This window comes from Asticcacaulis sp. AND118, from assembly GCF_020535245.1.
In the GTDB taxonomy this organism is placed as follows: Bacteria; Pseudomonadota; Alphaproteobacteria; order Caulobacterales; family Caulobacteraceae; genus Asticcacaulis.
This window is the reverse complement of the sequence record NZ_CP084910.1, coordinates 1458653-1473114: the sequence shown is the minus strand read 5'-3', so window position 1 is coordinate 1473114 and position 14462 is coordinate 1458653. Positions and strand designations below refer to the sequence as shown.

The 14462-nt window shown below is 63.6% G+C and carries 11 protein-coding genes; 4 read left to right on the top strand and 7 right to left on the bottom strand.

Annotation, left to right across the window (positions count from 1 at the left end):
• Nucleotides 1-34 precede the first annotated feature (34 nt).
• Together LH365_RS07075 and LH365_RS07070 are read left to right on the top strand one after the other, a co-directional pair.
• Nucleotides 35-2275, top strand: coding sequence for an RNA degradosome polyphosphate kinase (locus LH365_RS07075; RefSeq protein ID WP_226742976.1), 2241 nt, complete (start codon nucleotides 35-37; stop codon nucleotides 2273-2275).
• Complete coding sequence (locus LH365_RS07070; protein ID WP_226742975.1) at nucleotides 2256-3782, top strand: Ppx/GppA phosphatase family protein; 1527 nt, start codon at nucleotides 2256-2258, stop codon at nucleotides 3780-3782. The genes LH365_RS07075 and LH365_RS07070 overlap by 20 nt, the downstream gene beginning before the upstream one ends.
• 210 nt (nucleotides 3783-3992) lie before the next feature.
• Here LH365_RS07070 and LH365_RS07065 read toward each other — a convergent pair whose 3' ends face one another.
• The 3 genes from LH365_RS07065 to purM all read right to left on the bottom strand — a co-directional run bounded on the left by LH365_RS07065 (nucleotide 3993) and on the right by purM (nucleotide 7872).
• Entirely contained in the window at nucleotides 3993-6059 is a 2067-nt protein-coding gene (locus LH365_RS07065) for a S46 family peptidase (protein WP_226742974.1), read from the bottom strand.
• Nucleotides 6060-6143: 84 nt separating this feature from the next.
• On the bottom strand, nucleotides 6144-6719 hold the full coding sequence (gene purN, locus LH365_RS07060; RefSeq protein ID WP_226742973.1) for a phosphoribosylglycinamide formyltransferase: 576 nt from the start codon (nucleotides 6717-6719) through the stop codon (nucleotides 6144-6146).
• A gap of 124 nt (nucleotides 6720-6843) precedes the next feature.
• The gene (purM, locus tag LH365_RS07055) at nucleotides 6844-7872 is read right to left on the bottom strand and encodes a phosphoribosylformylglycinamidine cyclo-ligase (protein WP_226742972.1); all 1029 of its coding nucleotides are present in this window, start codon (nucleotides 7870-7872) and stop codon (nucleotides 6844-6846) included.
• 216 nt (nucleotides 7873-8088) lie between these two features.
• Here purM and rnd point away from each other — a divergent pair, with 216 nt between their 5' ends.
• Nucleotides 8089-9237 carry a ribonuclease D gene (gene rnd / locus LH365_RS07050; RefSeq protein WP_226742971.1) on the top strand — a complete coding sequence of 383 codons (1149 nt, stop codon included), beginning with the start codon at nucleotides 8089-8091 and terminating at the stop codon, nucleotides 9235-9237.
• Nucleotides 9238-9552: 315 nt separating this feature from the next.
• On the opposite strand, the gene ndk is transcribed toward rnd, so the two are convergent.
• Nucleotides 9553-9969 (bottom strand): nucleoside-diphosphate kinase, encoded by a 417-nt coding sequence (gene ndk, locus LH365_RS07045; protein WP_226742970.1) that lies wholly within the window; start codon nucleotides 9967-9969, stop codon nucleotides 9553-9555.
• 97 nt (nucleotides 9970-10066) lie between these two features.
• Between ndk and LH365_RS07040 the strand changes: the two genes are divergently transcribed.
• The gene (locus LH365_RS07040) at nucleotides 10067-11968 is read left to right on the top strand and encodes an ABC-F family ATP-binding cassette domain-containing protein (RefSeq protein ID WP_226742969.1); all 1902 of its coding nucleotides are present in this window, start codon (nucleotides 10067-10069) and stop codon (nucleotides 11966-11968) included.
• Between the two features lie 44 nt (nucleotides 11969-12012).
• On the opposite strand, the gene LH365_RS07035 is transcribed toward LH365_RS07040, so the two are convergent.
• From LH365_RS07035 to LH365_RS07025, 3 genes are all read right to left on the bottom strand, one after another.
• Nucleotides 12013-12348, bottom strand: a complete 336-nt coding sequence (locus tag LH365_RS07035) for a proteinase inhibitor i78 (protein ID WP_226742968.1) — start codon at nucleotides 12346-12348, stop codon at nucleotides 12013-12015.
• The gene (locus tag LH365_RS07030) at nucleotides 12345-12794 is read right to left on the bottom strand and encodes a DNA polymerase III subunit chi (RefSeq protein ID WP_226742967.1); all 450 of its coding nucleotides are present in this window, start codon (nucleotides 12792-12794) and stop codon (nucleotides 12345-12347) included. Before LH365_RS07030 ends, LH365_RS07035 begins: the two co-directional genes overlap by 4 nt.
• Before the next feature lie 125 nt (nucleotides 12795-12919).
• The gene (locus tag LH365_RS07025) at nucleotides 12920-14389 is read right to left on the bottom strand and encodes a leucyl aminopeptidase (protein WP_226742966.1); all 1470 of its coding nucleotides are present in this window, start codon (nucleotides 14387-14389) and stop codon (nucleotides 12920-12922) included.
• Between the last annotated feature and the right edge of the window lie 73 nt (nucleotides 14390-14462).

Sequence of the window (14462 nt, the reverse complement as noted above, 5' to 3'; positions counted from 1 at the left end):
CAAACGCATAAATAAAAAAGGATTCTCGACCGCTATGCCCGCCTCCGAAACCGTCAATGAGATTATCCGCACGACCGAACAGGCGGCGGCGGAGACGCGGCCAGAATCTCAGCCAGAGTCTCGGGTTGACCTGACCTCGGACGAGCCTTTGGGCGACGCGCTCTATATCAACCGCGAACTGTCGTGGCTGGCCTTCAACAAGCGGGTGATCGAAGAGGCCGAAAATCCCCGCCACCCGCTGCTGGAGCGTCTGCGCTTCCTCTCCATCTCGGCCAACAATCTCGACGAATTCTACATGGTGCGCGTCGCCGGCCTGCAGGGTCAGGTGCGCGAAGGCGTGCGCATCCTGTCCGAGGACGGCCACACCCCTGCCGAGCAGCTTGAAGCCGTCAATAAGGTCGCTCAGGCTCTGATGAACAAGCAGCAGACCATCTGGTCCAAGCTCAAGGCCGAACTGTCGGCCAACGGGCTGGTCTTGCTCGACCACAAGGAGGTCACCAAGACCGACACGGCGTGGCTGGAAAAGCGCTTCCACGAGCAGCTCTTCCCCGTACTGACGCCGCTGGCCATCGACCCCGCCCACCCGTTTCCCTTCATCCCCAATCTCGGCTTCTGTATCGCCCTGAAGCTCCAGCGCCGCGCCGATTCCAAGGTGTTGTACGCGCTGGTGCCCATTCCGACCGGCGTGCGTCGCTTCTGGGAAATCGGCAGCACCTCGCGCGGGCAGAACACGCGCCGCAAGTTCGTGACGCTGGAGGGCATGGTGGTCATGTTCGCCCAGCAGATATTCCCCGGCTTCGACATCCTCAGCAAGGGCGTCTTCCGCATCATCCGCGACTCGGACATCGAAATCGAAGAAGAGGCCGAAGATCTGGTGCGTGAGTTCGAGGCCCTGCTGAAACAGCGCCGCCTCGGCTCGGTCGTGCGGGTCAAGATCGGCGCCTCCATGCCCGAAGACCTGCGCGAATTCATCATCGAGCAACTGCACGCCCAGCCGCAGGACGTGACCATAGTCGATGGCATTCTGGGCATGTCCGAACTGTCGCAGCTTATCCCGCCCGACCGCAACGACCTGAAATTCAAGCCCTATACGCCGCGCTTCCCCGAACGCATCCGCGACAATGCCGGCGACATCTTCTCGGCCATCCGCGAGAAGGACATCCTCGTCCACCACCCGTTTGAAAGCTTCGACGCCGTGGTGCAGTTCCTGCGTCAATCGGCGCGCGATCCCAATGTCATCGCCATCAAGCAGACGCTTTACCGCACCTCCAAGGACTCGCCCATCGTCGCCGCGCTTATCGAGGCCGCCGAGCAGGGCAAGAACGTCACGGCGCTGGTGGAGATCAAGGCGCGCTTCGACGAAGAGGCCAATCTGCGCTGGGCGCGGGCCATGGAACGCGCCGGCGTCCACGTCGTCTACGGTTTCGTCGAGTACAAAACCCACGCCAAGCTGAGCGTCGTCGCCCGCCGCGAAGGCGATTCCTTACGCACCTATTGCCACTTCGGCACGGGCAACTATCACCCGGTCACGGCCAAGGTCTATACGGACCTGTCGCTGTTCACCGCCGATCCGGGGCTGGGGCGCGACGCCATGCGCGTTTTCAACTTCATCACCGGCTATGCGCGTCCCGACGTGATGGAAAAACTCTACTTCTCACCCGTGACGCTCAAACAGGGCCTGATCTACCTGATCGATCAGGAGATCGCCAACGCCCGTGCCGGAAAGCCGGCGCAGATATGGGCCAAGATGAATTCGCTGGTCGATCCGGTGATCATCCGCAAGCTCTATCAGGCGTCGCAGGCCGGTGTGCAGATCGACCTCGTCATCCGCGGCATCTGCTGCCTGCGACCGGGCGTGGCGGGCTATTCGGACAATATCCGCGTCAAGTCGATCGTCGGCCGCTTCCTGGAGCACACCCGCGTCGTCTGCTTCGCCAACGGCCACGCCCTGCCGTCCGATCAGGCGCGCGTCTTCATCTCGTCCGCCGACTGGATGAGCCGCAATCTCGACCGCCGCGTCGAAACCCTGATCCCCGTGGACAATCCCACGGTCCACCGTCAGGTGCTCGATCAGATCATGGTCGCCAACTTCAATGACGAAGCCCAGTCATGGCACCTGTCGTCTGACGGCACCTATATGCGCTTTGACACGACGGGTCTGGATAAGCCCTTCTCGGCGCACGAATATTTCATGACAAACCCGTCGCTGTCCGGTAGAGGTCGCGGCGTCAAGGATCTGCCTCAAGCGTTTGATCATGTCGGTGCCCGAAAGTAGCTTCGCCCCCCTTCCCGCCGTGACGGCCCTGCCCGCCGCCTACTACACCGCCGTCATCGATATCGGCTCCAACTCCGTGCGTCTGGTCATCTACCGCGTCGAAGGGCGCTCGATATGGCCGGTGCACAACGAGAAGGTGCTGGCGGGTCTCGGCCGCGACCTGCTGAGCAGCGGCAAACTCAGCCCGACGGGCTGCCGCGACACGCTGATCGCGTTGAAACGGTTCAGGTTCATCATCGATTCCTATCCGCTGGCGCAGGTCCATACGGTCGCCACCGCCGCCATCCGCGAGGCCGAAGACGGTCACGTCATGACGCACATGATCGAGGAACAGGCGGGCTTCAAGGTCCGCGTGCTCAGCGGCGCCGAAGAGGCCTATTATTCGGCTCTGGGCGTGCTGTGCGGGCACGATGACGCGGTGGGCGTGGTCGGCGACCTCGGCGGGTCCAGCCTGGAACTGATCGACCTGCAGGGCGACAACGCCTTCAAGGGCATCACCCTGCCGCTGGGGCCGTTCGCGCTGGGGGCGCCGGCCCCGGTCAATATCGACAAGACGATGGAGCGCATCCGTGAGGTTCTGAAACCGCACAAAGATCGATTTCAGTTCGCAACCTTTCATGCCGTCGGCGGCGCGTGGCGCAACCTCGCCATCATCTGGATGCAGAAGGCCAACTATCCGCTGCAGATCGTCCAGCAGTTCGAACTGCCGGCGCGCGAGGCCCTGAATATCTGCCGTCTCATCGCCACCCAGTCGCCCGCCTCGCTGGAGCGTATCCGCGGCGTCACCAGGCGGCGGATGGAAAACCTCGCCTACGCCGCGCTGGTGCTGCAGGCCCTGATCGAGACCTTCGGCTTCGACACCATCAACTTCTCGGCCAACGGCCTGCGCGAAGGCGTCCTGTTCGAGCAACTGCCGCAGGACGTCCAGAAGCGCGACCCGCTCATCGAAGGCTGCGCAGCGCTGGGGGCACGTCAGGGCATCAGCGGCGATATGGGCCCGGCTCTGGCGCAGTGGGTCTGCGACTTCTACGACACCGCCTCGAACATCGACGTGCCCGACGTGCGCCTGATCCGCGCGGCGGCCAAGCTGTCCGACATGGGCGCGCTGCTGCACCCGGACCACCGTGCCGACCTCGTCTGCGATCAGGTGCTGCGTGCGCCGATCCCGGGCCAGAACCATCAGGAGCGCGTCTTCCTCGCCTGCACCCTGTTCACGCGCTATTCCGGCGATGCCTACACCAAGGAGCCGGTGCTGATCAGCCGTATTCTGGGCGATGACGGCCTTGAGCGCGCGACGCAACTGGGCCTCGCGCTGCGATTGGGCTGCGACCTGTCGGCCAAGTCGGGGGCGCTGCTGGATCATGCGCACCTGACGCAACAGGGCCGCGATCTGGTGCTGGAGGCCAAGAGCGGCTGGGAAGACCTGCTGCTGGGGGAGCAGACCAAGAAGCGCGCCAAGGCGTTGGCCAATGGGCTGAAGCTGAGCCTGAAGATGGGAAGCTACTGACTCCCTCCTCCCTGTTGCGCAGCAATGGGGAGGTGCCGAGCTTGCGAGGCGGAGGGGGACGACACGGAAAAAGGCCGGGAACGCGAACCCCGGCCTTTTCTGATTTCGAGGGGCTGCACACGTGTCAGCGACAGCGTAATCCCCCTCCGTCAGCCTGCTTCGCAGCCTGCCACCTCCCCATGCCTTCGGCACAGGGAGGAGGGTTGAGCCTTACTTCCCTGCCGTCAGTTCCTTCACCAGCGCCTTCTGGCCATAGACCTTGTCCAGCGCTTCGAGAATGGCGGTCGAGGCCACGGTCACCGTACGGTTGATCGTGCCGTCGTAATAATAGGCCCCACCCAGCGAATGGATATTGCCGTCGAAGGCCGCGCCCACGACCTCGGCCCTGGCGTTGATCACCGGCGAGCCGGAATTGCCGCCGATGATGTCGTTGGTCGAGGAGAAGTTATAGACGACCTTGGGGTCGAGCTTGGCCCTGGCGGCGGCAAACTTCGGCGACAATTCGTACGGATCGTTGCCGGTGGCGCGGTCGAACAGACCGTTCATCTGCGTGAAGGCCGGAACCGTCTGGCCGCGATAGGTCCAGCCCGTCACCTTGCCGTAGGACAGACGCAAGCTGAAGGTCGCGTCCGGATAGGTGGTGTTGCCATAGGCCTTGAAGCGGATCTTGGCGATCTTTTCGGCGGCGATGCGCGTCGGGCCTGAGACCTTCGCCTCGTATTCCTTACGCACGGCCAGAGCCTGATCGTCGATCTTCAGGGCGTACTGGATCATCGGGTCGTCGGAGGCTTGAATGGCCGCCAGACCGCCCTCCCACAGAGCCTTGCGCACCGCCGGATCGGCCAGTTTGGTGCCTTCGATCAGGCGCTTCGACAGGCCTTCGGGCGACTCCTTGCCCAGCATCAGTTGCGTCACGGCATTGTCGGTCGTCAGATATTCGCGGGCCTTGAGCAGGCGGAATTCGAGGACGATGCGCTCGTGCGCCGGGATGATGTTGGCTTCGGCCAGCACGCGCTTTTCGGCCAGCGGCAGGCGCGTGTCGGCATATTCCGGCAAGCGCTCCGCCGACGGCTTGGCGCGTTCCCTGGCGGCGCGCACCAGGGTGCGGGCGTAGGTGAAGAGATTCGACGAAGCCATCGAAGAGTCGAGGAAATAGTACGGCAGGTAGAGGTCTTTCGCCGCCACCTGAACCTGTGCCAGATCGGCCCACGGATCGCCGAACGCCGCCTTGTCCTCGGCGCTCATGCCGGCCTTCAGCGCGGCTTCTTCGGCGCGCTTGGCCTCCATGACCCTGGGGTCCTGCAAGGCCAATTGCTGACCGTAGAAGACCTTGAAGCCGTTTTCGAGATTGGTCAGGGTATCGACCGTGATCTTCTTGTTGGCTTCGGATTCCGCGCCGAACTGGATGAAGCGACCGCGCAGTTCCGAGCGCATAAGCTGCTGGGTCGGGATGGTCACGTCGCGCAGCGTCTCAAGCTGCGACACGGTCAGCAGGCGGCTGGTCGAACCGGGATTGCCGGCAACCAGCACCAGTTCGTTTTCTTTGGGCGCGGTGGTGGCGAGTTTCAGGTGCTGCGGCGTCTTCACCGGCTGGCCGTTCTCGTACAGGCGCAGGAAGCCCGAATCGAGGTTGTAGCGCGGGAAGTTGAAATTATCGGGGTCGCCGCCGAAGAAGCCGGCCTTGTACTCCGGATAGAAGACCAGACGCACGTCGGTATAGCGGCGGTACTTGTAGAGCTTGTACTCGCCCCCCTGATAGAAGCTGATCACCTGACAGCGGATGATCTTGTCGTCGCCGCATCCGGCCTTTTCAAGCTCCGCCGCCCTCGCGTTCTGCGCCTTGACGAATTCCGCGCCAGTCAGGCCCTGGGCCGCGGCGTTGATCTCCTTCGTCACATCGGTGATCGACTGAAGGATTTCCGCCGACTGACCGGGGCAGGCCTTTTCTTCGGTGCGGGCGTTGGTCAGAAAGCCATCATTGACGTAGTCGTTCTGCGGCGTCGACAGGTCCTGCGCGCAGGCGATGACACAGTGGGCGTTGGTCAGGACCAGACCGTCCGGCGACACCACCGAGGCCGAGCAGTTCGACAGGCGCACGGCGGCGGCCTGCACCTTGTCCATCCACGCCTTGTCGAGCGTCACGCCGTAGGTTTCCTTGACCTTGGCGGCGGGGAAGTTGTCGAAGGTCCACATGCCTTCGTCGGCATTAGCGGCAGGGGCCATAACGGCAGCCAGCGCGAAGGCGGCGCCATAGGTGAGGAAGGATTTCAAGGACATGAGCGGGAACCCTGTGTAAATCTGTAACAGGGCGTGGACTTTACATCACCGCTTTGGTTGCGCAAGAAACATTGCGCGCATGTGTCAGTTTTTCGACAAAATGTCCCGTAACGCCGCCGGATAGAGCTTGTGCTCTTCCTTGAGCACGCGCGCCGCCAGCGTGTCGGGCGTGTCGCCGTCGACTATCGGCACGCGGGCCTGAGCGATCAGCGCCCCTTCATCGACGCCCGCCGACACCCAGTGGATGCTGCACCCGGCTTCGGCATCGCCAGCCGCAATGGCGCGTTCGTGGGTGTGCAGACCCTTGTACTTAGGCAGCAGCGAAGGGTGGATATTAATCATCCGCCCTTCCCACTGACCGACCAGCCACGGGGTCAGGATGCGCATATAACCGGCCAGACAGATGAATTCGACGCCCCGCGCCCGCAGTTCGGCGTCGATGGCGCGCTCATGCGCTTCGCGGTCCTTGCCGAAGGGCTTGTGATCGACGGCCAGCGCCTCGATGCCCTGGGACGCCGCCCAGTCGAGACCGGCGGCAGCGGGATCGTTCGAGACCACGGCGACGAACTCCGCCGGAAAGTCAGGCGATTTCGCGGCTTCGACAAGGGCCATCATGTTGGACCCGCGCCCGGAAATAAAGATGGCGGTTTTGGTTTTCATATTCGCAAACCCTCCCTTCTCCCTTGAGGGAGAAGGTGGCGCGCCAGCGCCGGATGAGGGGGAGCCGGAGCCTCCGAAGCCCCCCTCACCCCAACCCTCTCCCTCAGGGAGAGGAGGTTGATAATTACGCCGCGACCAACTGACCGCAGATAAAGGCGTCTTCGCCCGCATTGAGCAGCGCCGCCAGAACCGCATCGGCATTCTGCGGCTTCACATACAGCACGAAGCCAACGCCGCAGTTGAAGGTCCGCAGCATTTCGCGCTTCTCGATATTGCCGACCTCCATCAGCCACTGGAAGACCGGCGGGAAGACCCAGCCGTCGAAGTCGAACTCGGCCTTCAGACCTTCGGCGATGGCGCGGCCCGGATTTTCGATCAGACCGCCACCGGTGATGTGCGCCCCGCCGGTGACCAGCCCCGCCTTCATCAGCGGCAGGACCGACTTGATATAGATGCGCGTCGGCTCCAGCAGGGCCTGAGCCAGCGACTTTTCGGTGGCGAACGGCGCGTCGTCGGCCCAGCCGAGCCCCGAACGCTCGACCACCTTGCGGATCAGCGAATAGCCGTTGGAGTGCGGACCCGAAGAGCCCAGCGCGATGATCAGGTCGCCGGCGGCCTGCGCGGCGAGTTTCGGCAGCACCTTGTCGCGATTGACCGCGCCGACGCTGAACCCGGCCAGATCGTAGTCCTCGCCTTCGTACATGCCCGGCATTTCCGCCGTCTCGCCGCCGACCAGCGCGCAGCCCGCGCGCTTGCAGCCTTCGGCGATGCCGGCCACCACGCGACGCGCGGTGTCGATGTCGAGCTTGGACGTGGCGTAATAGTCGAGGAACATCAGCGGCTCCGCGCCCTGCGCCAGGAGGTCGTTGACGCACATGGCCACAAGGTCGATGCCGACCTGATCGTGGCGGTTGGTGTCGATGGCGATGCGCAGCTTGGTGCCCACCCCGTCGGTCGTGGTGACGATCAGCGGATCGTCATAGCCCGCGGCCTTGAGGTCGAACAGCGCACCGAACCCGCCGAGGCTGGCTTCCGCGCCCGGACGACGGGTCGCCTTGGCCAGCGGCTTGATGGCGTCCACAAGCGCTTCGCCCGCATCGATATCGACGCCGGACTGGGCATAGGTGAGGCCGTTGGATTGGGGCTCGGTCATAAAAGCTAACCTTAGGTGTGCGCGCCAAAAAAAGCGATTTGAGGGTGATTTGGGCGCTCTATAGCGGGCTTGACGCTTTTCGTCCCGCAAAAACTTGCTATAGCTATTCGCAAATTCGTCAAATCGTGCGCCGGATCGTCGCCGTGCGGTCCTCTTCTCTCATCGCCGTGGAAAAAGACGGGCATCCCCGTCGAGCTTCACGCACAAAGTCGTCTTATGCCCACAATCACAACCACCGCCGCCCTCACCGAATTCTGCAGCAAGATCGCCAGCGCCCCGTTCATCACCGTCGATACGGAATTCATGCGCGAAACGACCTATTGGCCCAAGCTGTGCCTGATCCAGGCCGCTTCCGAGGAACACGCGGCCATTATCGATCCGCTGGCGCCGGGTCTCGACCTCAAGCCGTTTCTCGACATCCTGACCGATACGAACATCCTCAAGGTGTTCCACGCCTGCCGTCAGGACGTAGAAATCTTCAACAATCTGGGGGCCATGCCCGCGCCGGTGTTCGACACGCAGGTCGCGGCGATGGCGGCGGGCTTCGGCGATCAGGTCGCCTATGATTCGCTGGTGCGGCAGGTGATCAAGGTCGATATCGACAAGGGCTCGCGCTTCACCGACTGGTCGCGCCGCCCCCTGTCGGAACAGCAACTGCAATACGCGCTGGGCGATGTGACGCATCTGGCCCGGCTCTATCCCAAGCTGGTCGAAAAGCTGAAGGCGCAGAACCGTTACGAGTGGGTCGCCGCCGAAATGGCCGACCTGACCGATCCTAAGCTCTACAACACCTCGCCCGACGACGCCTGGCGGCGTTTGCGTCCGCGCAAGCCCTCGCAGAAATATATGGCGGTGTTCAAGGAGGTCGCAGCGTGGCGCGAACGCGTGGCGCAGGAGCGCGACCAGCCGCGCGGCCGTATCCTCAAGGACGAAGGCGTGGACGAGATCGCCACGCAACTGCCCACCGACGCGGCGGCCTTCGACCGTCTGCGCTCGACCCCCAAGGGCTTCGGCGCGTCGAAATTCGGCATCGAACTGTGCGAAGTGATCCAGACGGCGCTGGCCGACCCGGACAAGTACGCCCCCAAGGTCGATAAGTCCCCGCCGCCGATGCAGGTCCCGGCCTCGGTCGTCGAACTGCTCAAGGTGCTGCTGCGCGTGCGCTGCGAAGATGAGGGCGTCGCGCCGAAACTGATCGCTTCCGTGGCCGATCTGGAAAAGATCGCGCTGGACGACAAGGCCGATGTCCCGGCGCTGGAAGGCTGGCGGCGCAAGGTGTTCGGCGACGACGCTATCAAGCTCAAGAAGGGCGAACTGGCGCTGGTGCTCAACGGCGTCCGCGTTGAGGTGGTCGAACTGGATTAAAAGCATCCTCCCCTGCGAAGCGGGGGAGGTGCTGAGCCAGCGAAGCGCGTCGAAGCGGAGGGGCATTGCTCTGTTGTTTGCCCCCTCCGTCAGCTCATTTCATTCGCTGCCACCTCCCCCGTACGCTGCGCTACAGGGGAGGATATTAGAGCGCAATCCGATAAAGTGGGCACCACTTTTCGGAAAAATTGCGCGACCACTCAAAAACTGAGAGCGAGATGATGTTTCCACTTTAAATCATCTCGCTCTAGAATAACAAAAACCCCCGCCGGAGCGTCCGGCGGGGGTTTTCAATTTCCAGCGAGGGATCGCGGATTAGCCGACGATTTCGTCTTCCGTGAAGAACTGGGCGATTTCGATAGCGGCGTTTTCGTCGGAGTCCGAACCGTGGACCGAGTTTTCACCGATCGACAGGGCGAACAGCTTGCGGATCGTGCCCTCTTCGGCCTGTTCCGGGTTGGTGGCACCCATGACCGCGCGGTACTTCGGCACGGCGTCGTCGGCTTCCAGCACCTGAACCACGACCGGCTCGGCGGTCATCTGACCGACCAGTTCGCCGAAGAAGGGGCGCTCCTTGTGGACGCCGTAGAACTGCTCGGCCTGAGCCGTCGACAGCTTCACGCGCTTTTGGGCGACGATGCGCAGGCCGGCGGATTCGATGACGGCGTTGATGGCGCCGGTCAGGTTGCGGCGGGTGGCGTCGGGCTTGATGATCGAGAAGGTGCGGGACATAGGAAATCCTGAATTGTCTTGCGTTTGAAGTTGGGCGGCTTATAGCGAGGCCCAACGCATCCGCCAACCTGTTTTTTACGACGCTTTTTACAGTCTCATGCTTCAGATCACCAACCTGACCTACGACGCCTATGGCCGCCGCTTTTTCGACGGCGCCAGCCTGAGCCTGCCGCCGGGCACCAAGGCCGGTCTGGTGGGGCTGAACGGCGTCGGCAAATCGACCCTGTTCGGGCTGATCCTGGGTAAGTCGCAACCGGGCGGCGGCGAAATCACCACGCCAAAGGGCTGGCGCGTGGCCAGCGTCGATCAGGAAATCGCCGCCTCGCCGCAGCACCTCATCGACGCCGTGCTGGCCATCGACACGCGCCGCGCCAACCTGCTGAAAGCGCTTGAAACCGCCGATCCGATGCAGCAGGCGGAAATCCATCACGACCTCTATGCCATCGGGGCGGATCGTGCGCCCTCACGGGCAGCCGAAATCCTCAGCGGCTTGGGCTTTTCCAATGCCGACCTGACGCGCCCCATCTCGGACTTTTCCGGCGGCTGGCGGATGCGCGCGGCGCTGGCCGGGGCGCTGTTGGCCGAGCCTGACCTGCTGCTGCTGGACGAGCCGACCAACTATCTGGACCTCGAGGGCGCGCTGTGGCTCGAAGCCCGGCTGAAGCGCTATCCCAATGCCGCCCTGATGATCTCGCACGACCGCGACCTGCTCAACGAGTCGGTCGACGCCATCGTGCACGTCGTGGGTCAGAGGCTCGACTATTACAGCGGCAATTACGACAATTTCGAGCGGATGCGCGCCGAAAAGGCCCGCCTCAACGCCGCCAACGCCGCCAAGCAGGAGGCCGAGCGCGCCCACCTTCAGGCCTTTGTGGACCGCTTCCGCGCCAAGGCGTCCAAGGCGTCTCAGGCGCAGTCGCGCATGAAGAAGCTGGAAAAGCTGCCGCCGATCGCTGCCAATATTCAGGACCGCGTCGCGCCCTTCCGTCTGCCCTCGCCAGAAAAGGAGTTGGCCCCGCCGATCCTGCGTCTGGACGACGCCGCCATCGGCTATGGCGACACGGTCATCCTGCGCAATGTCACCATCCGCCTCGATCCCGACGATCGTATCGGTGTGCTGGGGGTCAATGGCGCGGGTAAATCGACCTTCGCCAAACTGCTGGCCGGGGCGCTGACCGAGATGCACGGCACGCAGTGGCGCGACCGCCGCATGACCGTGGCCTGGTTCCATCAGCATCAGATCGAGGCGATGGACCCGGAAGACACGCCGCTGGAGATGATGCGCCGCGCCCGCCCGGACGAGACCGAATCGAAACGCCGCGGCCGTCTGGGCTCGTTCGGCATGACGGTCGAAAAGGTCGAAACGAAAGTGAAAGACCTGTCGGGCGGCGAGCGCGCGCGCCTGCTGCTCAATATGGTGGCGATGGACGGCCCGCACCTGCTGATCCTCGACGAACCGACCAACCACCTCGATATCGACTCGCGCCGCGCCCTGCTCGACGCGCTGAACGACTATGAGGGCGCGGTGCTGATCATCACCCACGACCGCTCGCTGATCGAACTGGTGGCGGACAAGCTGTGGCTGGTCAATGACGGGACGGTGAAGACCTATACCGGGAGCATGGACGACTACGCCAAACTGGTGGTCGAGCGCGCCAAGACCGCGACGCGCGAAGAGGCGCAGGCCATCGCGAAAGACAAGCCGGTGGGCGTCAATTCGAAGGACGCGCGCAAGGCCGCGGCCGCCGCCCGTAACGCCATCGCGCCGCTGAAGAAGAAGGCCGACGACCTCGAGCGTCAGATCGAGACTCTGGGCAACAAGATCAAGTTGCTCGACCTCAAGCTCTCGGACGCCGACATCTACGTGAAGGCCCCGGCCGAAGCGGTAAAGCTCGGCAAGGAAAAGGCGAAGCTTGAGGACGATCTGGTGAAGATGGAAGGCGACTGGATGGAAGCCGCCGAAATCTATGAAACGGCCAAGAGTGAGGCAGGGTTGTAGGCTTCCCTCCTCCCCACGCTCCGCGCAGGGAGGAGATATGTGGCTTAGCCGCAGTTGACCGACTTGATGATGCCCGTCTCGGTGTCGAACACGATCGTCTGACGGTCGGCGCGGTAATCCATGGTCGCGGCGCAGGTCGAGCACAGCACGCGACGTTTGGAAGGCTCCAGCGGCACCGGGATTTCCGTGCGCGGCTTGCCGATCAGATATTGCAGGTCGGTGGCCCCGCAGCGGTCGGTATCGACGGGTTTCAGTTCCGGCGGCTTTTGCGGCGTCGGGCGCGACACGAGCGGCGGCGGGGGTGGCGCCGGCGGCGGGGCGGGCGTCGAACAGGCGGCCACCACGAGGAATGCGGAACCTGCGGCCAGTTTCTTCATCATTGGACCTTCTCCCAACGACCTGCGTCGTTTTGCTTCCAGTAGGCCAGATCGAGGTTTTGGGACTTGAGCGTCTTCCACTGGGCGCGCGCCCAGTTGAGATGCGTCTCGTCCTGCCCCTCGAAAAGGATCAGACACCTCTGATACGGCGAAAGTTCGGGCAAATTCATGGCCGAAACCGAGAACAGCACCTCTGCGCCGTTGGCATTGGCGGCGCTGTCGCCCAGCAGCACCGGCTGACGCGGGCCCTGCGCTTCGCTCTCCAGCCCGTGCGGCAGGAAGGCGTCTTCGCGATAGGCCCACAGGTGCTGATCGAGGCCGTCGAGCGTGTCGCCCGCCTCGCCCAGCACATAGGCCTTCCAGCCTTTCTGCAGGGTCTTTTCGAGCAGGTCCGGCAGGGCGGCCTTCAGCGGTGTGCGTTCGAGGTGATAGAACCAGACCTGGGTCATTACGATTTAAAGAGCACCCCTCTCCCTTGAGGGAGAGGGTGGCCCGTAAGGGCCGGGTGAGGGGGAAACGGAATGTAGGGTTCCCCCTCACCCCGGCCCTCTCCCTCAAGGGAGAGGGGGTTAAATTATTGCTCGTAATACGCTTCAACCAGCGCATTCAGCGTGCGTACGCCGAAGCCCGTGCCGCCTTCGGGTACGGTGGTCAGGCGTTGCTCATTGGTCCACGCCGTCGGCGCGATATCGATATGCGCCCACGGCACGTCGTTGACGAAGCGCTGCAGGAACAGGGCGGCGGTGATCGAGCCCGCCGGACGCCCGCCGATATTGCGGATGTCGGCGATCTTGGAATCGATCTGCTTTTCGTATTGCGGCGGCAGCGGCATACGCCAGGTGTTTTCCGACACCGACTTCGACGCGCTGGCCAGCTTATCGGCCAGATCGTCATTGTTCGAGAAGACCCCGGCATAATCCATGCCCAGCGCGATGATCATAGCCCCGGTCAGGGTGGCCAGATCGATCATGAACTGCGGCTTGAAGCGGTCCTGACAGTACCACAGGGCGTCGGCCAGAACGAGGCGGCCTTCGGCGTCGGTATTGATGACCTCGATCGTCGTGCCCGACATGGCGGTGACCACATCGCCCGGACGCTGGGCATTGCCGTCCGGCATGTTTTCGACCAGACCGACGATGCCGACGGCATTGACCCTGGCCTTGCGCCCGGCCAGAGCGACCATGGCGCCGACCACGGCGGCCGAACCGCCCATGTCCCACTTCATGTCTTCCATGCCCTCGGCGGGCTTGATCGAAATGCCGCCGGTGTCGAAGGTCACGCCCTTACCGACAAAAGCGACCGGCCGGGCGTCGCCCGCGCCGTTCCATTGCATGACGACCAGCTTCGATTCCTTGCGCGAGCCCTGCCCCACGCCCAGCAGCGAGTTCATGCCCAGCGCCTGCATCTCGGCCTCGCCCAGCACCTCGACCTTGAGGCCCAGCGACTCGTAGCCCTTGATGATCTGCGCATACGACTCCGGATAGAGGACGTTCGGCGGCTCCGACACCAGATTGCGCGCCAGAATGACGCCGTCGGCGATGGCTTTCAACGGCTGATACGCGGCTTCGGCGGCAGCGGCTTCCGAAGTCACCAGCGTGATCGTCTTCAACGCCGGCAGCTTATCCAGCTTGGCCTGACCGAAATATTTGTCGAAGCGGTAGGAGGCCAGAGTCAGGGCGAAACGTACCGTCGCCACGTCCTGCGCCGAAAAGCCCGACAGATCGAGCGCCACCGCGGTCAGGCCCGACGCCTTCAGGCCGTGCCACAGGCTGCCGGCCACCGATTCGAGCGCTTGGCCCTTAAGGTCGGCCAGCGGACCGGCGCCCACCGCCGCCAGCGCGGCATAGGACTGATCGGCCAGCGCCGAAACCGTCTGCACCTTGCCCCTGGCGCCGGTGAACCCCGCCTTTTTCAGCGCCGCGCTCAGGTGTCCGGCGGTGGCGGCGTCGAGCGCTTCGGCGCCCTGCGTCAGGCTCAGGCCTTCGCCGACGATAACGGCCAGGGCGGTGTCGGAAGGGATGTTGGCGGACAGTTCGATCTGCATGGAAACTCCATCTGCGTAAGCGGCGGGCGGCGCTCATCACCTGTCTTTCAGGCGGGGGCCCGCGATCCGGGCC